The organism is Taibaiella sp. KBW10, from assembly GCF_003852495.1.
In the GTDB taxonomy this organism is placed as follows: Bacteria; Bacteroidota; Bacteroidia; order Chitinophagales; family Chitinophagaceae; genus Edaphocola.
Genome location: NZ_QAJI01000009.1, coordinates 41,638 through 60,392, shown reverse-complemented (window position 1 = coordinate 60,392; position 18,755 = coordinate 41,638). Strand labels below are relative to the sequence as shown.

11 protein-coding genes are annotated in these 18,755 nt (G+C 42.0%); 4 read left to right on the top strand and 7 right to left on the bottom strand.

What is annotated here, in order from left to right; all coding sequences use genetic code 11:
* Positions 1 to 662 precede the first annotated feature (662 nt).
* From DBR32_RS15460 to DBR32_RS15450, 3 genes are all read left to right on the top strand, one after another.
* Complete coding sequence (locus tag DBR32_RS15460) at positions 663 to 2,171, top strand: T9SS type A sorting domain-containing protein (RefSeq protein WP_124637399.1); 1,509 nt, start codon at positions 663 to 665, stop codon at positions 2,169 to 2,171.
* 110 nt (positions 2,172 to 2,281) lie between these two features.
* Positions 2,282 to 2,542 (top strand): hypothetical protein, encoded by a 261-nt coding sequence (locus tag DBR32_RS15455; protein WP_124637398.1) that lies wholly within the window; start codon positions 2,282 to 2,284, stop codon positions 2,540 to 2,542.
* Positions 2,543 to 2,671: 129 nt separating this feature from the next.
* Complete coding sequence (locus tag DBR32_RS15450) at positions 2,672 to 3,886, top strand: aspartyl protease family protein (RefSeq protein WP_124637396.1); 1,215 nt, start codon at positions 2,672 to 2,674, stop codon at positions 3,884 to 3,886.
* A 106-nt stretch (positions 3,887 to 3,992) separates the two neighbouring features.
* Here the strand turns inward: DBR32_RS15450 and DBR32_RS15445 are convergent, their stop codons facing one another.
* Together DBR32_RS15445 and DBR32_RS15440 are read right to left on the bottom strand one after the other, a co-directional pair.
* Positions 3,993 to 4,733, bottom strand: coding sequence for a LytTR family DNA-binding domain-containing protein (locus DBR32_RS15445; RefSeq protein WP_124637395.1), 741 nt, complete (start codon positions 4,731 to 4,733; stop codon positions 3,993 to 3,995).
* Positions 4,714 to 7,602 carry a two-component regulator propeller domain-containing protein gene (locus DBR32_RS15440; protein WP_158606023.1) on the bottom strand — a complete coding sequence of 963 codons (2,889 nt, stop codon included), beginning with the start codon at positions 7,600 to 7,602 and terminating at the stop codon, positions 4,714 to 4,716. The genes DBR32_RS15445 and DBR32_RS15440 overlap by 20 nt, the downstream gene beginning before the upstream one ends.
* Positions 7,603 to 8,232: 630 nt before the next feature.
* On the opposite strand from DBR32_RS15440, the gene DBR32_RS15435 reads away from it, so the two are divergent.
* Positions 8,233 to 10,527, top strand: coding sequence for a T9SS type A sorting domain-containing protein (locus tag DBR32_RS15435; protein WP_124637392.1), 2,295 nt, complete (start codon positions 8,233 to 8,235; stop codon positions 10,525 to 10,527).
* Positions 10,528 to 10,864: 337 nt separating this feature from the next.
* Here the strand turns inward: DBR32_RS15435 and DBR32_RS15430 are convergent, their stop codons facing one another.
* The 5 genes from DBR32_RS15430 to DBR32_RS15410 form a co-directional block, all read right to left on the bottom strand.
* Positions 10,865 to 12,154, bottom strand: coding sequence for a TolC family protein (locus DBR32_RS15430; protein WP_124637391.1), 1,290 nt, complete (start codon positions 12,152 to 12,154; stop codon positions 10,865 to 10,867).
* 17 nt (positions 12,155 to 12,171) lie between these two features.
* On the bottom strand, positions 12,172 to 15,288 hold the full coding sequence (locus DBR32_RS15425; RefSeq protein ID WP_124637389.1) for an efflux RND transporter permease subunit: 3,117 nt from the start codon (positions 15,286 to 15,288) through the stop codon (positions 12,172 to 12,174).
* Positions 15,289 to 15,312: 24 nt separating this feature from the next.
* Positions 15,313 to 16,431, bottom strand: a complete 1,119-nt coding sequence (locus DBR32_RS15420) for an efflux RND transporter periplasmic adaptor subunit (protein ID WP_199724528.1) — start codon at positions 16,429 to 16,431, stop codon at positions 15,313 to 15,315.
* Positions 16,432 to 16,569: 138 nt separating this feature from the next.
* The gene (locus tag DBR32_RS15415) at positions 16,570 to 17,937 is read right to left on the bottom strand and encodes a cell wall metabolism sensor histidine kinase WalK (RefSeq protein WP_124637387.1); all 1,368 of its coding nucleotides are present in this window, start codon (positions 17,935 to 17,937) and stop codon (positions 16,570 to 16,572) included.
* 2 nt (positions 17,938 to 17,939) lie between these two features.
* On the bottom strand, positions 17,940 to 18,623 hold the full coding sequence (locus DBR32_RS15410) for a response regulator transcription factor (protein ID WP_124637386.1): 684 nt from the start codon (positions 18,621 to 18,623) through the stop codon (positions 17,940 to 17,942).
* Positions 18,624 to 18,755 lie beyond the last annotated feature (132 nt).

The following is an 18,755-nucleotide window of genomic DNA, read 5'->3' as shown; positions in this document are numbered from 1 at the left end:
TATCAAGAAAATGTACAAAGTCCTACAAGTAAACAATAAAACGGAAGCCATCGCTAAGTATATCAGGGGTGAAATAAAATGACAAAACGCAAGCTCATATTACACCTTATCTCTATTATCATGCCTTGAGTATATCTTATTATATTTTGCTTAGACGCCCTTTGGATATCTTGTGTCCTTTCTTTGCACCCAAAACTTTTCTAAATAAACGGTGCTTCTCAAGTTTTGTCGATAAAAGGGCAAAAAATCTCTTCTTTTTACTTATAGTTACCTGCTAATAGCTACTGGAAGTTCATTTAGTAGTATGCAGAAATCTATCTTATTGTTTGATTGTTTATGTAAAAAAGCCACAATCACCCTACGGGGTGATTGTGGCTTTCGATTAAATATTTGAATTTTGTATTGTTCTCAGCCCTGCAAAAAATGTTTAAAGGTTTCAAACTGAAAAATGGCATAACAACTCATATAAATTAAGTTAATTGAGAGGTAAAATACTCCTCAAGCCATTTGTTTCACGGAAAGTCATTCTAAAGCACAGAAATGAAGAAAGCCATTTCTTCATTTTTTTTAATAGCATTTCATTTTTTCTGTAACTATTTAAATTACAATATATTAACCTAAGTATTAATCAAATATTCCTAATCATTTTCTATGCTAATTTTATGAAAACGATTTTCCTTAATAAGTTAATTAGCCTACTTCTCTTCCTGGCCATTATTCCCTTATCCAGGTTAAGCGCGCAAAACTGTGGTGCAGCCAACACCATTTATGGCATGTCCGCCAGTGATCAGCGTACGTTAGTTCGTATTGATACAGCTACCGGATTAGCCACCACCATAGGAGATGTTTTTGGTGGCGGTGCTGCGGCTACTCACCCTGTACTGCAAACGAGTGCTATGGCTGTTGATCCTACCACCGGTATCATCTGGTTTAGTACACGAGTCCCGGCCAATATCTATTCTTACACGCCCGGAGCCGCTAACCCATATGGTACGACGACTTCGTCTTTTGGTCTGTCCGCAACTGTCAATAAAGCAGCCTATAACCCTGCAGACGGGAATATTTATTTTCACCTAGGTAATACCATCAATGCCTTATACCGGTTTAACCCCGCTACTCCTACGGTAGCTCCTGTATTAATAGGAAACCTGGCCTTAACCGGCGTTACCACCACGGCTGCCAGCTTTAGTGGTGGTGATATTGCTTTCGATGGCTTGGGTATCGGTACACCTGGTGACACACAATTATATATAAATCTTGTCAATAGTAGCGGTGTCGTTGTCGCAACTGTTCCGGTAAATGCCAATGGCACTTATAGTGTACTCAATATTCCCGAAGGCAGCTTTACGACACAATTAAGCAGTACACAAGGCGAAGCCGGGCAAGCTGCCCCTGCTCAGCTGTTGCCTGCCGGTTGGGTCGCTACAGGCGAAAGTTTTACGGGTGTCAACGATTCCGTAGTGGGAGGTGGTTTAGCAGTTACTGCCGGTACATCCATACTGAATTATAATCCAGCTTTATTAACCATCGCTCCCGGCGCAACCTCGGCGGGTACCGGAACCACCACCTTTAAATATGCTACTATAGATGCCGCCGGCAAAAAAGATTTTACACCGGCAGCGTATACCGTAACCTGGAGTATTCCTTTGCCCACACAACTGTTGACGTTTACCGGCAGCGCCGCTAAAGATCGTGGTTTTATCCTGGATTGGACGAGTGGAAAAGAAGAACAGTTAAGCCATTTTGCAGTAGAGCGCAGCAAAGACGGAATGGTGTTTGAAACAATTGCTACGGTGACGCCTACAGGCAGCAACAGTACTTACCATTATACCGATAATCAGGTAAAAGGCAGGATGCAATATTATCGTTTACGCATTGTAGATGTTGACCACAAAGAGGCCTATAGCAAAGTATTGTCCCTGAGTAATGAATGCGGGCAGACACTGAGTATTTATCCTAATCCGGTACAGGATAAGGTAAGGATTGAAGGCTTAACGGCTGTACAAACACTGGTACAAATCTTTAATGCCGAAGGCAGACTGATGGTTGAGCAGACAGTTAAAGCAACAAATACGGAATTGAATATTGCTGATCTGGCTGATGGCGTATATCATTTTCTGATTACTTCAGAGGGCCGATCACAAACAATGAAAGTGATCAAAAGAAAATAAGATATCTCTTAACTTTTAGTATAAAACCAAATCCCAGGTTCCTCAACGAACCGGGGATTTATGCTGCTGATGTAAGGAGTATTTCATCTGTATTTTTAAAACGTAAACCTATGAATCAAACAGAGACCATTTTATATGAATATGAGGAGTTTTTAAAAAAATTAATGGTACATATTCTTTCAATAGATAGGAAGATCTTCCACAATCCTCTTAAAATCTTTCATAGTGAAGCAAAAGATGCGATTAGAAGGAGTTTAGCTATAGACCGAAAGAATATCAACTACTTTATCATTAAATCTAAATTGGCCGAGCTTACTAAAATCTATGAGGAAAACATCAGATCGGAATTAGAAAACGAAAACGACCTGTAAGTATCCTGATTTTGTACCGTTATAATAAACCAAAAATAATAGATAGAACTGTTACCGGCAAAGCCTGCCAAAATCCTCTTTTGTCGATTATACTTTTTATCAAAACACACTAAAAACCACCTTTAAAAAATGGAAAAAATATTTTTATTGTTATCGCTAATTTTTACGCTCAATGCGAAAGCCCAAAATAATTCGGATAGTGCCGTTATTAAATTGCTGCATATGGGTGAAATCACCGACATAAAACAACCCGTTACCATACCAATTGAGGTATGGGGAGATATGATTTTGATTAAAGCTTCGGTTAATGGCGTCGAAGTTTTTTTTGTGTGGGACAATGGATTCGCATCATCTGCAATTGACCAAAAAATCGCTTCAAAAGTTAACTTAAGACCCGCTGCGGAAAAAATTGATGCAGGTGGCGTTGATGGAAATAATAATAATGTAAACCTAGATCTGAAGCTGGCCGATAATGTCTTTATTGGTAAATTGAATGTGAAAGGTTCTGCATTTACGATTATTGATTTTGAAAAAATGATTGGCCCAAATGCAAAGCCTGTCGGTATTATCGGAAGTTCTATTATCTGCAAACTAAACTGGAAATTTGATTTTGATAAAAATCTGGTAACTATTTCGCAAAAACCTTTTGAAAATGCAGGTGTGCATTTGCCTTTTGAATTAGATATTTACAACTCCTCTGGAATAGTTTTTGGGATCAATGGGCAAATGGGCTATGCACAGATCGATTTTGGATCCAATAATGCTGATGTCAGCATAACCCTAAATGCACTTCCATTTTTTGCCAATATACCCAAAGTGGTTACTGTAGGGAGCTTAACCTCATCAGTAACTGGAAAAGCTATAATTGATACCAGTTACACTATTAAAGATTTTGCATACCGTATTGGCGATACTGCCACCTATTTGTCACATCAGTTCAAATTAAACTTTTCTAATTCTGAGGGTGGTCTTAAATTGGGAAACCGCTTTTTCAGGCATTATAACTGTATTATTAACAATACTACGAAACTAATTATCCTTAGCAAAAGGAAAACCCCAATCAATACAATTCCTGAGAAAAATTTTGGTGCCACCCTGACGCTTCAACAGGGAAAAATCATTGTAAATTCAATTTCAACCAATCCAAATATTAAACGCAATCCACAACTGAAACTGATGGATGAAATTGTAAATATAAATGGCAAAAAATCGGCTGCGTTTAAAGATTACATGCAATTACGTAATTATCAAATGGAATTATTGAAAAATGATAAGCAGATGATCATAAAGCGTGCGGATGGTAAGGTCTTTATTCTGAAGCCCGAGCTCGATATATATGAATAATGGATACCGCAGCTAATGGATATATTCTAAAGTATGACCAGTCCCGAAAAAGTGATACAGGATTATAAAAGTTAGCTGCAGGCAGATGGATCATAATCTAAAATCCTTATTTAATCCATTCCATAAAGTCCTCCTTTCTGCTTTCTGCAACAGGTATACCCTTTCCATTTAAAAGGGATAAATAGCCATTTCGCCCTTTATGATATTTCTTTATGAAATCCAGGTTCACGATATAAGAATTATGCACCCTGAAAAAAGATTGAACCGGCAGGCTCTCTTCAATTTCTTTCAGCTTTTTTGAGGCCGTAATTTTCGTTCCATTGCTAAGCCAGACATCGGTATAATTCCCCTTTGCTTCACTAAACATTATATCGGAGGTTTCCACAAATTCCATGCCTTCAGTAGTATATATGATCAATTTATTTTTTTGCATGGAATGGCTTTGAAGCCGTAATAATATTTTGTCAATTAAATCGGGGGAGTTGGTTCTATTGTTTGTTCTTTTAACCTTATTCACCGCTTCTATAACCTGATTTATTTGCAGCGGCTTTAATAAATAATCGACGGCACTGCATCTAAAAGCATCCACGGCGAAAGTATTAAATGCTGTAGTGAATATCACTTCAAATGACCTGTCATCTATGCTGCGCAGTATGTCAAATCCACTTCCGAGTTTTATTTCTACATCTAAAAACACCAGGTCAGGTTTGAGCTCTTTTAAACGCGTGATGGAATCCGGGACATTATCAATTATCGCCATGATTTCTATACCGGCAATATTGTCCAGTAAAATTTGCTTCAAATATTGCTGACAGGATATTTCATCTTCAATTATAACTACTTTCATCTTTCAATAATTCATTTAGATTAAGGGGATATGATATGAAAATTGTTGTTCCTGCCACTTGATCCATTTCATTTAGAACATCTGAAGTGTGCATCATAATTTTCCCATCAAAAAGGCGATTTAAAATAGCCACTCTTTTTTCAATAACATTACTACTCGTTAAAGCACGGGTAAAAAGATTGGCTTGCAACTCGCGGCTTTTCAATCTTCCGATACCATTGTCTTTAATCCATATTGCTACCGTTTCTTTCACTTGTTTCACAAAAATATGAATTTTTCCTTTCCCATCAGGCAAGTGCCTGATCCCGTGCCTGATGGCATTTTCCACTATGGGCTGCAGAAGCATTGCAGGAATTAATATCCTCGATTCAGGAATCGAGGTTTCTTTTTCAATGTGGTAACTAAAAGAATCATGAAACCGGATAAGCTCTACATTCAAGTATTCTGACAGATAGCTGAGTTCTTTATCCAGGGAGACAAACGTTTCTGTTCCCATTTCAAAAGTCAGGCGCACCAGATTTGAAAAGGAATCAACCAGTAAATCTCCTTTTTCCAGATTACCAGAGCTGTAATACTGCTTAATCGCCGCTATACTGTTAAAAATAAAATGTGGATTTAACTGCCCCTGCAAGGCCATCTGCTCGAGGCGCAATAAATTTTTCCTGATGGCAAGTTCAGATTTATCTCGACTTCTTATCCGCTTTATTACAATAAACGTAATGATAACCATTAGAGAGATTCCTGCAAACAATAACAGAAAGAAAAACCACCAGGTTCGATAAAAAGGAGCCGGGTTATAGAAGAACTGAGTGCAATAAATACCATCTCCCCAATTGGGCGAAAGCCCCCTGATCGTTATTTCAAATTTACCGTATGGCAAGGTTGGAAAATAAAGTTGATTTCCCTCTATTGTTGTCCACTCCTGATGTTTATCGAGCCGGTATTGAAACACCGGTTTTAGCCCACCCGAAAATTCGACTATATCAAAGTCAATAGAAAGGGGTTTATCTTTAAGCCGGATGATATTATTGGAAGGTAGCAAAACATCATCCCCATTCTGAATTTTATTAAAAATAATCGCTGCCGTGTCCCGTTTTTTCAAAACATCACTTTCATCAAAGTAATTAATCCCTTCAATAGTACCTACCCAAACCCTACCCTTATAGATATCAATGCAATTAACTTGGTTGCTCTTTAACCCGGTCTCGTAGGAAATGTATTTTACAATATTATGGGGTGGAAACAAAGAAATCGCAAACAGACCATTATCTGTGCCCACCCAAAGAAGCGTATCGGAAGCTTTAAGGCATGAAATCCGGTTACATTGCAAGCCATTTTTCAATCCGATTATTTTTGTGATCGTATCATTTTTCAAGGCTATTAATTCTGCATCGCTATTAGCCACCCATAGCTGTTCATCTATAGTAGCACAAAGCGCCATGATGTGTTTTTTAAAATGTGGATTATCTGGCAGTACAGGATAGGACTGCTTGTCAGGATGGCAAACCAAAAGTCCCTTCAGCGTTCCGGCATAAATAAGATTATTAATTTTTGCAAGGGTTACTATTCTTTGATCGTACAAAAATGTGTCTTCCACTTGAAAACTTTTCTTGTTCAAGCGAAAAATACCACCATAAGCCCCAATCAATAGATGTGTAGCATCTTCTTCCAGCACCGCTTTTGTATATATGTTATGCGTTTTTTGCATTTTTCCGCCAAGATTTTTTCTTAAGGAAATATATCCGGAACAGCCCAACCATTCATGGCTTTCGTTTTGTTCCAGGAATAAATAGCGTGAGTACGGAGCGTCTTTATCTATAATTGCCTTTTCAATTTTATAGCCCTCCTTACCATCGGTAAAATCGGCCTTTATATGAACAACCTTATCGGTAGTACAATACATCCCATTATCCGTCCCCTTAATGAAAATCACAGAAGGGTGTTCTAACTTAGTATCTATAGATTTTATCGGTGTTTTTAAAAACCGGTAAATACCCTGGCCTATAGATCCAAACCACAGTGATCCATCTTTAGCCAATATAAAACTACCTATTTTAGTGCCTTGAAGAAATTGGTCTTCGACTTTTCCGGTGCTTATATTAATCTTGTACATACCGCGATCGGAGGAAACAAATAATTTATCCTTAAACAGCAGTTTGCGATCAAAAGAAAACTGTATTCTGGGAAATTTACGGATGACTGAAAATACAGGCAGCCCATTATTAAAGTAGTTGCTAAAATTGCCTGTAGCCGTATTATATAGAAATGTAGTAGTAAAATCCAGCATTCCTTCCGGTTTAAAAGGCATATAGCCTTCCCGATCAAATTGCTTGCCATTCCAGTGATAAAATTCATTCCCGATCTCAGGAACAGAAGCCATTAATTCTTTATCGCTGTTCAGCCAGATATAAACATCACTATTACCTATATTGTATCCCCCAATTTCATGGATTCTTGAAATTTTATTTTCTTTGGAAATAGCGATAAACATTCCGCGACCAACAATCCAGACCGTACCCTGGCGATCAGCATATATATGATGTGGCCTCTCGGTTATCGCCAACTTATGTAATAATGAGTCATTCTCCGGGTTGAATATCTGACCATCTTTCATATAGCAAATAGCGTTTGCAAAGGGTAGAAACCAGATTCTGCCCTGATCGTCTTCCTCAATACCCAATATTTCATTATCCGGTAATCCGTCACGGGTAGTATACATTTTGAAGTCATAGCCGTTGTAACGCATCAGCCCATTTTCCGATCCGATCCAAATGTATCCCTTGCTGTCCTGAAAAAGGATGTAGCCGGTTGTTGCAGCGAAACCTTGTTCCCAACGGTAGTTTGTAATATTATATTCCTGCGCGGACAAGTCTTTTGGCCAATGAATAAGGAAAAATAATACAAGAAAAAATCTAAGATATAATAACATATAACAATAGCGGCGGCTTTAAATTCAATCCTAATAATATCAAAACTATCTCAAAATTTATGAGACAACTCTTATAGTTAATAATTTATCCGGCAGATCGTAAAATGCAACCGGCACAAAATGATCTTATGTATTATAGAAAATAGCTGATGAAACATTTGGCGCTTCGGGATGTATACATTGACATGCCCTATCTATACATAGAAAGTACGTGATGGTACATTGTAGCTATGCCCGATTTACCTTAAGGCATACATTCGTTTCATAATAAATCACAATTAAAGGTAAAATTCTAGTATTATTCCTTGTGAACAGCACAATACTAAGATTTGAATTAAAATATCATTGCCCTAATGCTAATTAACAATACGCCATTGACACACATATAGAGACACATATATTCGGTCCATAAAACCTTATCAACTATTCTTTATTCACTCCTTAAAATAAATGCCTATAGAAACCGCCACGAAAATTTACCCCTAAACCCATATTACCAATGAAAAATCTTCACTAACAGGTTGTTCCACTTGAGATAAATAGTGGCTACAGCACAAAATCATCCTTAAAATGAAAAAGATAAATAAGCTTTTTTTATTAACCAGTTTGCTCTGCTCCGGAAGCAGCTACCTTGCACAAGGGCAGGCAAATGACTGGATCATTCCTCCAAGTACACACATGCATTTTTCCGATTGCTGTAATTTCGTGTCTACTTTACCGGCCAGCTCAGGCATTAATTTTTGTGGTTCAGGTCCAAGCTATCAATGGGACCAATATGCAGGAGTCGTTTCCGATGCGAATGGAAATGGTATTGCTTTTGTGAATGCCTGTGGCGCTTATAATCCTAATACCGGGGCCAATATCGGCAGCAGTAGCTCCTCTCCGTATTCCTTTGCGATACCAGGCTTGTGTAACCAGTATTACTCCCTAAGATGGAGCCCGGTAGGTGTAGGCGGCTTTAGACACCAAGAGCTCTTCTTCCGTCAGCAGGATGGCACAAACCTTGCTGCCATTACAGAAACCAACGTTATTTCAGGCTACTCTAATAGTACCAGCACGCCTATTGCCATCGCTCCCTTGGAAACCAATGGCAACCGTAAGGTCTATGTAACCAACGACCTAAATCAGCTGATTTCTATAAATGTAGCTCCAGACGGCACGGTAGGTGCTGCGGTTGCATTAGCAACAATTCCAGGCGGCATCTGGGATATGGAAGTAGCACCTAACAAAAAAAAAATAGTCCTAAATCACTCCAGCTATATAACCGTTTTTGATTTAGTGACCAACACAGAATCAGTTCCACTTGGAGGCACTTTCCCCTCCACTACCAAATTTTCCGGTATAGAATATGTGCCCGGTACCAATAGCGGCGACCGTGTTTATTTCAGCTACCATCAAAGTCCGAGTGCATTGTACTTTAGCGTTGAAGGCCTTGGCTATGTCAACTTAAGTGCACCCACTGTACTCAATGATGCACTGGCCTATATCCCGAGCACTTTGTCAAAGAGCGGGTTTGGATTTACAGACATTGAGCTGGGCAAGAACGGATATCTCTATTTTGCCTATCATCCCGGTTGGGGTTCCCATTGGTTGGTAAACGGCAATGTAGGCACGCTATATTCCACCTACCCTAACGTTCCAAGCTTTTTTGTACCGGTATCGCCGGCCACAACGGTCAGCTCCATCGATTTAAATAACTCAGGCTTTATTATTCAGAAACAAATAGACGGAGAGGACTACAGAAACTATACTTTGTCTATCCCTACTTTTACGGTTAATGGCCAAAGCCCGAATGCTCAAAATATTACTGAAATAACATTGTGCGAAAATGATTCCCTCAGACTCTTTACCTATGAAACCGGCTATTTTTCCAGTTATGACATATCTATTGAGAAAGGAAACATCGTGGGACCAAACTTCACGCCCGGACTTGGAACCTATAATGCGAACGCCATTCCGGGAGCAAAAATGCGGGACACTATTGTCTTGAATGGGGGATATGCTTCTTTTCTGTCCGGTTATTCAGGGGGGCTTAAGATTACGTATACGGTTCGCAACAATTGCGGCACCCAATCGTTTACACAAATTGTCAACCTTAAACGGATCGGTCTGGCTGTCGATTTTAAATTGTTTGGCCCTTCAGGATGTCCTGTACAAAACCAGGTGACGAATATCAGTCAGCTAGCCAATTCGAGTCCTTATACCCAGCCGGCAACAAGTGTTTTTTGTAAAGATGGTTGGCTAGGAGCGTTCTCTGCTGGTATACAGCAATCTACCTTTACACCAACGGCGGGACTAACTATCCAAAGTTATTTCTTATCCGTACACCAGGTTGATAATAATGGCGACTCTATTGGCCCGGCGCTTGGATCGCTCACACAGGCAACGCCTTTTAATAACTACAATTTTAATTCGCTCATTCCAGGCTGGTTTTATACTAATTACAATACGATAAAAAACAATGCCTATTTCAAAGTGACCTTAGGTGCAAACACCACTCCCTGTGGCCTTATAAAACGGTACTCCTACTTCCGGATTATTGATGGTGGCCCGGGTGGAAATTTCTGGAGCAAGGTTCAACCAGGTTTATTGCCAGGTGGCCAGGAATCCGAAAGTGCGCAGGTTTTCCCCAATCCGGCCAAAGGCAAGATAAATCTTAGCTGGTATGCTGCCGAACATCCTGAAAGCAATGCCCGGATACAGCTAAGCAATACTTTGGGTAAAACCGTATTACAACAGGTGCTGACACAGCAGGAAGGCCACAATGAAGCCCTTGTAGATGTTTCCCGATTGGCTCCGGGTATTTACTACTACCAATTGGAAGCAGGTGGAAAAATCTTTAAAGGTAAAGTCACGCTGTTGTAAATTCAATTGCATAATATAACAAGCAATGATTAGCACCGTTTCAATCTGAAGCCCGCTTCCTCATCACAATTAGGTTACTTCTTTTATGTATCAAAGTAAAAGAGGTAACCTAATTTTTTATGCCTTATTCTTAGACACAAGTTATTGTTCCTGCCCATTTATCAAACCATAATCACCCTATATCAGCCACATAAACCCATTTTAGAAAAGCAAATGATTGCCAAATTTCCATTACCCGATTTATTGTTTTTAATATAGAATAAATTGCCGCCGGACAAAGCAAGTATGAAACCTATGCGGCATCAACTCTAACAACAAGCCCGGGCCAAAATCATTTCTATAAATCCCAAATACCGGCACTGCGCTCCAATGCGATTAATGCAGCGGCATAGCCGTAAAGAGACTGGTAGTAATTCTGTTGTACTTCGTTATAAGTACGCTGGGCATTCAAAACCTCCAACAGAGCAGTTTCTCCTCTTTTATAACTATACATCTTGCCGGCAAGCACCTTGTCGGATTCCAGCAACAGACCCTTTTCATACTGGGCCACCTGTTTTTCTGCGGCCTTATAGTTCAGGTAAGCTTGTGTTACCTCTGTTTGGATCTGCAATAAAATCTGCTCATACTGCACTTCCGATTGTTGGATAGCATAATTATCGGCTTTGATTGCTCCCTTGTATAGATTAGAAAATTTCAGAGGAATGGATATTCCGGCATTAAGGGAACGATAGGCAGGCGTAGGAGCGGTTTCGTTGGTTGCTTCGCCTGCATACTGTATACCTGCAGAAATACCCAGATCAAGGCGCCGGTTGGCCTTCGTTAACAGCAGGCTCTTCTCCGCGACCGTTTTTGCATTTTGTGCAACTATGGCATCGGCCCGGATTACCTGGGCTTCATTAATCAGCGCAGCTAGTGAAAAATCACGGTGCAAGGGTTTAAGGTTTCCTGATGGGAACAAGAACGTGTCTGCCTGACGACTACCTGTATTAAGCCTTAGCTGTACCAGCGTGACCTTCCACTCTGCTTCGCTTTGGAATAAACGATTAAGCAGGTTGCCGGCTTCTAACCGGGATTGGCGGGCATCTATGTCAGTGATCACGCCCAATTTGAATCGAATGGAATCAGCATCTGCCAGTTGTTTCATCGTGGCGTAGGAGTTTTCCAATACACGGAACAGGTTGTATTGCTGTATGGCATTGAAATAATCCATGGCGGCATCGGCACGGAGGTTGCGAAAAAAATCCTGCAGCAAGGCATTACTTAAGGACACTTGGCTGCCGGCAAGGTCTATTCTTGCCCTGCGTTTGCCGCCCAGTTCTACGGTTGTGCTAATACCCGCACTGTATCCTCTCCCCAAATGCATGGTAGATTGCTGGTTATCGTAGCTACCGATACTTAGTTCGGGATCAGGAAAAACTTTAGCACTTTCCATACCGGCGGCTGCAATGCGCACATTGTACTGCGCTGCCACATAGTTCAGGTTTTGTTTTCCAACCAGGCTCAGGTACTGGTCAAGGGTTATCGCTTTTCTTGCAAAAGAAGTATCCGTCTGTGCCTGACTGCACCAAGTATTCAGCAGTAACAATGACAGGCAAACAAAGTATATATATCGACGTGTATTAATCATTATTTCATTTTTGAGGGTTAAATATCATCTTTATCACCGTCCAAGGTCTGTACGGTATAATCTTGTTTGCCCCATTTGCGTTCTATCAGGTAGTACAATGCAGGCAATACGAAGAGTGTAATTGCTGTAGCCACAAATAATCCGTAAACGATCACCGTAGCCAGGGGACGCTGCACATCGGAACCAATGCCGGTGGCCAGCGAGGCAGGTAATAAGCCCAGAGCGGCAACCGTTGCGGTCATGAGTACCGGACGAAACCGGTGTTTAGCCCCTTCCATTACCGCTATCGACAGTTCGTATCCTTTTTTTCTCAGGTCATTAATATGCGAAACAAGGATCACCCCGTTTTGGATCGCTACTCCGAACAGTGCAATGAAACCCACTGCGGAAGAGACATTAAGCGTCATGCCCCGGATATTCAGGGCCAACATGCCTCCGAATATGGCAAGCGGTACAATAGAAAGCACCAGCCCAGCCTGCCGGAATTTCCCAAAGGCACTGTACAACAAGAGGAACATAATCGCCAATGCCAGCGGTACAATGACCATCAGCTTGGCATATGCCCTGTTCTGGTTTTCAAATTGCCCTCCCCATTTGATGGCATAGGTGCTGTGGTCATATTTGATATTACTTTCGATTTTGGACTGCGCTTCCTTTAAGAAAGAATTCAGGTCATTGCCCCGCAGGTTCAGTTTTACGGTCAGGTGGCGTTTATTCATTTCCCGGGTAATGGTGCTTTCTCCGGTAGCCGTCTTTACCACCGCGATTTGCGACAAGGGTATTTTAGCGCCGGTTTGGGAAGTCAACATCAGGTTAGCGATCTTTTCCGGTGTATTGCGACTGTCTTCATCATACCGGCAGATCACATCATACACTTTGTTGCCCACGAATACCTGGGAAACCGCTTTGCCGCCGATAGCGACTTCAATCAGTTCACTTACGTCGTTCACATTAAGCCCATACCGGGCTACCGCATCCCTGTCGACGGAGATCTGCAGCTGTGGTAACGGGGGCTCCTGGTCGATGGCCAAGTCTGCCGCTCCTTTTATTTTTTTGAGCGTACTTAATACAGCTTCTGCAATACGGCGGGTCTCTTTAAAATCGTCTCCGTATATCTTTACGACCAATTCACTATGTGCCCCTGCGATTTTATCCATTACACCATCGATCATGGGTTGGCTAAAGCCTACGGTATAGCCCGGCATAGCGGCATATTCCCGCGACAGGTCGCTGATCAGGTCGGCTTTCGTTCTTCCTTGTCGCCACTGTCCGTAAGGTTTTAAGCCAATACTGCATTCAAAATGAGAAGCAGTCCAGGGATCGGTGCCATCATCATTACGCCCGGCCTGTACCATCATATAAGTGACCTCTTCATATTTCATGGTATGCGCCCTAAGGCTATCGCTCATTTCCCTTGATTTCTCTAAAGACAGACCCGGTGGTAATTGTACCTGTACCCATATGGAGCCTTCATCCAGCGGTGGCAAAAAATCCTTACCAACCGTTGCAGACAGCACGATGGCGCCGCACAGCACGATAGCAAGAGGGATGAAAACCTGCTTAGGTTTACGCATGATCTTGCGGATACGGCTGTAGTACGATGTGGTCAACTGCTCCAGCCATTTGTTATGATAAAGCTTACGGGGCTTACGATATACGGCAAATGCCAGGCCGGGAATAAGCAATAGGGCCACCGCCAAAGCACCCAATAGTGCATAGCCTACGGTAAATGCCATAGGGGTGAATAGCTTTTTCTCTACCCGCTCAAAAGAAAACAATGGCAGATAGGCGGTAATAATGATAATGGTGGAGAACAAAATAGGTTTGGCCACGGCTACGGCTCGCTGCCCAACGGAGGTTTCCTGTAATGTTGCTCCGGGATTATCTTCGCGTTTCTTTAAAATCGTTTCCATCATGACGATAGCACCATCGACGATGATCCCAAAATCTATAGCGCCTAAGGACAGCAAATTGGCGGGTATATTGGTAAGATGCATCAGCACAAAGGCGATCAGCAGTGCCAGAGGAATGGTAAGCGCTACAATTAAAGCACCCCGCCAGTTTCCCAGAAAGACGATGAGGACAATGATCACCAGCGCCATACCTTCCAGCAGTGTATGGGAAACGGTATTTAATGTGGTATGAACAAGATTGGTACGATCAAGATAAGGTCGTATGGTTACACCTTCCGGAAGAATATTATTGTTCAGGTCATCCACCGCTTCATGAATGCCATCCAGCACTTTGGAAGGGTTTTGCCCCTTTAGCATTAAGACAATACCCTCATCTCCCTCGCTGTAGTTTACCTTTCTGTCGGTATAGCCCAATATCCCTTTACGCTCCAGATTACCGTATTTCAGCGTACCTACATCTTTGAGGAAAACAGGAACACCATCAATCGTTTTTACGACGATATTGCCCAGCCCATCTAATGTCTTTACCAGGCCGATACCGCGCACAACATAACCGAGATCTCCTCTCGGAAGCACACTGCCCCCGGTATTGGCATTGTTATTATTGATTGCCGCCTGAGCCTCCGCCAGCGAAAGGTTGTACTGCTCCAGCTTACGGGGATCAAGTGCCACCTGGTACTGTGTCGTGATTCCTCCAAAATTAGTCACATCGGCTACGCCCGACACTTGCTTAATTCGCGGAATGATGGTCCAGTTTTGCAGATCCGTTATTTCGCGCAGATCATGATTTTTGCTCTCTATGATATAGCGATAGATTTCGCCGATAGGTGAAGTCAGCGGGTCTAAACCCGGCTGCGCGCCATAAGGAAGTGCCACATCGTTCAGCCGCTCGGTAATGCGCTGCCTGGCCCAATAGTCTTCAATACCATCGTCGAAGACAATAGTAATGATAGACAGGCCAAAGGTACTTTTGCTGCGCATGACATGCATACCCGGCATACCGTTCAGTGCGCGCTCAATGGGGATCGTAATCTGTTGCTCTACTTCTTCGGCGGCTAGTCCCGGTACTTGTGTAACGACCTGAGAAGTAACATCGGCGATGTCGGGATAGGCTTCTATAGACAGCTGCGTCCAGGAGTAATACCCGAAAACGGCCAGTAGTACAAATAGCGCTGCAAGCAGCCATCGTTTATGGATGGCAGTCAATAGTAAATTTTTCATTGTTCTTTTTTTGAGGGAGTTTAACTATCTGGCATCGAGTAAATAAAACCCACCTTCTGTAACAATCCGTTCTCCGGTGTTCAGACCCGATTTGACAACAACTTTATCTCCCGAGGTACCCGCGGTTTCGATCTTACGTTTAATATATTTACCAGAAGCCGTTTCAAGGAATACGAAGCTGGCATCGGCCATTTGCAGCACCGCTTTTGCGGGGATAAGGATGGCGGTAGTGGGTGCGTCGATGAAATTTACCGTTACATACATACCGGGTTTTAAGGTATGATTTTTATTATCCGCTTCTATCAGTACTTCGACACTCCTCGTAGCCTCATCTACAATCTCATTGACATGGTATACTTTTCCTTTAATAGGTTGTTCCGGCAATGCGGCAATTTCTATAGTACATTCGTCCAATTCATGAATAAAACGGATATCCTTTTCTTTTACCTGTGCGACGATCCAGATCTTAGACAGTTCGGCTACAGTGGCTACACTGGCCGCATCATCCTTGATAAATTGGCCCAGCACAACTTTATTCTCAACCACTTCGCCTGATATGGGCGCGCGCACCACAAGCGCCTGTCCCAAGGATAATCTGTTGGGATCGGCTTTAAAGATTTTGATGCCGATGACGGCATTTTCATATTCTTTCTTTTCCACCTCATAAGCGGTCTGCGCTTCTTCCAGGTCTTTTTGTGTTCCTACCCCGTGTGCGACAAGATCTTGCTGGCGTTGCCAATTCTTTTTGGCCTGTTCCAGTTGTGATTTTTCCTGGAAAAAGATCTTTTGTGCGGTAATAAAATCGGGAGCACTGATCTCAAACAGAGGCGTTTCGGGCGTGGTTTTCATGCCCAGCCGTAGATACGATCTGGTAACTCTTCCGGGAAAAGGCGGCGCAATTTCTGCATATTGTGTAGGAATGGCTTTTACCGTACCCGCAGTGAGCATTTGAAGCCGATAGGGTTCGTTTTGAACAGAACCTATTTTTAGTTTCTTACTTAAATTGGTATTAGGCAAAATGCATATCGTATCGCCGCGCAGCACAAAGTCGTCTGCTTTGTTTTCTTTCTGATCATGCTGGCAGGAAGAGAGCGCTATAAATAATCCTGCAAGTAATGCGGCGTGAAAAGTATTGTTCATCATCTAAAGGAAATTATGATCTAATAAAAATGGCAAGTGGCACGGCCACTTAGGTACGGGTGCAAAAGTAGAACGGCTCCTGTACAGGAGCCGTTAGAGGAGCTATAGAATGTTATTAGAATTTTATTAGAGCAGGCAAAATCAGTTATGCGGTAAAGTAATCGTAAAAGTAGTGCCTTCTTTTTCCTTTGAGACCACTGAAATGTGCCCCTTGTGTAGTTCAACAATTTTCTGCGTCAGGGATAATCCGATGCCATTCCCATCGGCAAATTTTTTATTGGCGCCCCGGTAGAATGGGGTAAAAATATAAGGTAGTTCTTCAGCGCTTATCCCTACCCCTTTGTCTGCAAAGCGCAGCAGTATATTTTCCCTGTCGTAAGAAATGAAAACGGTGCTTTGAAGATCTTCGGAAAATTTGCATCCGTTTTCCATAAGATTGATGAAAGCTACTTTTAACAGGTACTCATTGCCATGTACGGAGATATCCTTATCATGATCAATTTCCTGTTCAAAAGTAATATTCACTTTGTAATGTGGTTGATTATGCAGCACATCCATACGGGCGTCTAACAAAAGCTCGTCGAGTCGGATATTTTTAAAAGAGATTTCCGTTTCATCGTAATTAGCTTTAGCCAGGTCCAGCAGACTGTTGGAAAGCCGGATCAGCTTTTGGGTATCTGTAATCGTATGGGCTATTACTGCTTGGTATTCTTCTGTATCTCTCTTTTTCTCTGCGGTCAGTTGCAGTTCAGCAAGCATAGCCGTTAAAGGGGTTCTTAATTCATGCGAGATATTGGATACAAAACGCTTTTGCGCATCGAAGGAATGTTCCAATCTGTTGAGCATTTCATTGAACGTTATGGCCAATGCTGCAATCTCATCTTTTCGGTCTCCCTCATCCACACGCAGATCGAGGTTGGTCGCGGTAATCTTCTGAACTTTCCCCACCAGGGTAGAAACCGGTTGCAAGGATTTCTTAGCAAGGAATTGGCCGGCAAGAAAAATGATGATTACGGCCACGAGTAATGCAATGATGATTGTATAACGCAGGTCGGCCAGCTTCGTCAGCCCGTATTCATCTTTTGAGGCGGCAGTAATCACATAGTGGCCGCCGTCATGTTCGTACAGAAATCCTACGACCTGTATCTCACCGATATAAAACTGTATTTCTTTCCGGGCAATAATGCTATCGATCATACCCATTGTTTCTTTTACCTTATCTATTTCGACCGCATCGTGGTATAAAAGATGAAACGCAGTATCGTAAATAGCGACTTCTTCCTGAAATAAGGCATTGGGCGCATTTTTGTAAATAAGCTGTAATACATTTGGGGTGATCTTGGTATCAAACAGAAGATTGGCTTTAGTTGCAGCCTGTTGCCGTAGCCTTTTGAAGTATTCCTCTTCGCGTGTTTCGGACGAAGAAAAATAGACCGTCAGGGCGAAGGCCAGGAGTAGCGTAGCTACCAAAGCGGTAAAGAGCAAAGTAAGCCTTGTTTTGATCTGCATGGTCAACCCTTTTTAAATATAAAACCTAAACCGGGTCGGGTATGTATGAGCTTGGTATCGAAATCGCGGTCAATCTTTTTACGGAGATAATTGATATACACGTCAATGAAGTTCGTACCCGTGTCAAAAGTGGTTGCCCATACATCCTCCGCTATTTCCACTCTGGACAAAACTCTTTCCGGATTTTGCATCATGTATTGCAGTAAGTTCAGTTCTTTGGGGGTAAGGGAGATTTCTTTGTTGTTGCGTTTTACGATCTTGGTATGCAGGTTCATTTCAAGATCAGCATATTTTAGTAAAAATCCCTGGGTATTTTTGTTACTGTTTTGTCGTTTTAATAATGCTCTTATCCGTACATGCAACTCACGGAACTCGAAGGGTTTTACCAGGTAATCATCCGCTCCGGCGTCAAAGCCTTCTACTTTATCATCTGTAGTTCCGAGGGCCGTCAGCATAATGATTGGTATACCGGGTTTTTCACTGCGGATCTCCCTGCACAGATCCAATCCATCCATTTTAGGCAGGACAATATCTGTGATAATAAGGTCAAATGCATTGTTAAGGGCTAGTTTCCTGCCGGAAATTCCGTCATAAGCCACCGTAACCGTGTAGCCGTGTTCTTCCAAGCCACGCTTGACCAGTGCGGCTATGCGCTCGTCGTCTTCAACTATCAGGAGATTAAACATGATCACAATATAAATCTCCGGTAAAGATAACAAACGGATTCGACTTGGTTTATCCCACAGGATAATCTTGTACAAGCCAAGCCGATCAGAATGCCAATGATAAACTAAGCACCTAATATTGGTTTTGGCATT

Excerpts from the sequence above, each read along its gene's own strand:
- DBR32_RS15435 (WP_124637392.1), top strand. The coding sequence starts at position 8,233 with ATGAAAAAGATAAATAAGCTTTTTTTATTAACCAGTTTGCTCTGCTCC.
- DBR32_RS15415 (WP_124637387.1), bottom strand. The coding sequence starts at position 17,937 with ATGCAGATCAAAACAAGGCTTACTTTGCTCTTTACCGCTTTGGTAGCT.
- DBR32_RS15410 (WP_124637386.1), bottom strand. The coding sequence starts at position 18,623 with ATGTTTAATCTCCTGATAGTTGAAGACGACGAGCGCATAGCCGCACTG.
- DBR32_RS15425 (WP_124637389.1), bottom strand. The coding sequence starts at position 15,288 with ATGAAAAATTTACTATTGACTGCCATCCATAAACGATGGCTGCTTGCA.
- DBR32_RS15445 (WP_124637395.1), bottom strand. The coding sequence starts at position 4,733 with ATGAAAGTAGTTATAATTGAAGATGAAATATCCTGTCAGCAATATTTG.
- DBR32_RS15450 (WP_124637396.1), top strand. The coding sequence starts at position 2,672 with ATGGAAAAAATATTTTTATTGTTATCGCTAATTTTTACGCTCAATGCG.
- DBR32_RS15460 (WP_124637399.1), top strand. The coding sequence starts at position 663 with ATGAAAACGATTTTCCTTAATAAGTTAATTAGCCTACTTCTCTTCCTG.
- DBR32_RS15430 (WP_124637391.1), bottom strand. The coding sequence starts at position 12,154 with ATGATTAATACACGTCGATATATATACTTTGTTTGCCTGTCATTGTTA.
- DBR32_RS15420 (WP_199724528.1), bottom strand. The coding sequence starts at position 16,431 with ATGATGAACAATACTTTTCACGCCGCATTACTTGCAGGATTATTTATA.
- DBR32_RS15455 (WP_124637398.1), top strand. The coding sequence starts at position 2,282 with ATGAATCAAACAGAGACCATTTTATATGAATATGAGGAGTTTTTAAAA.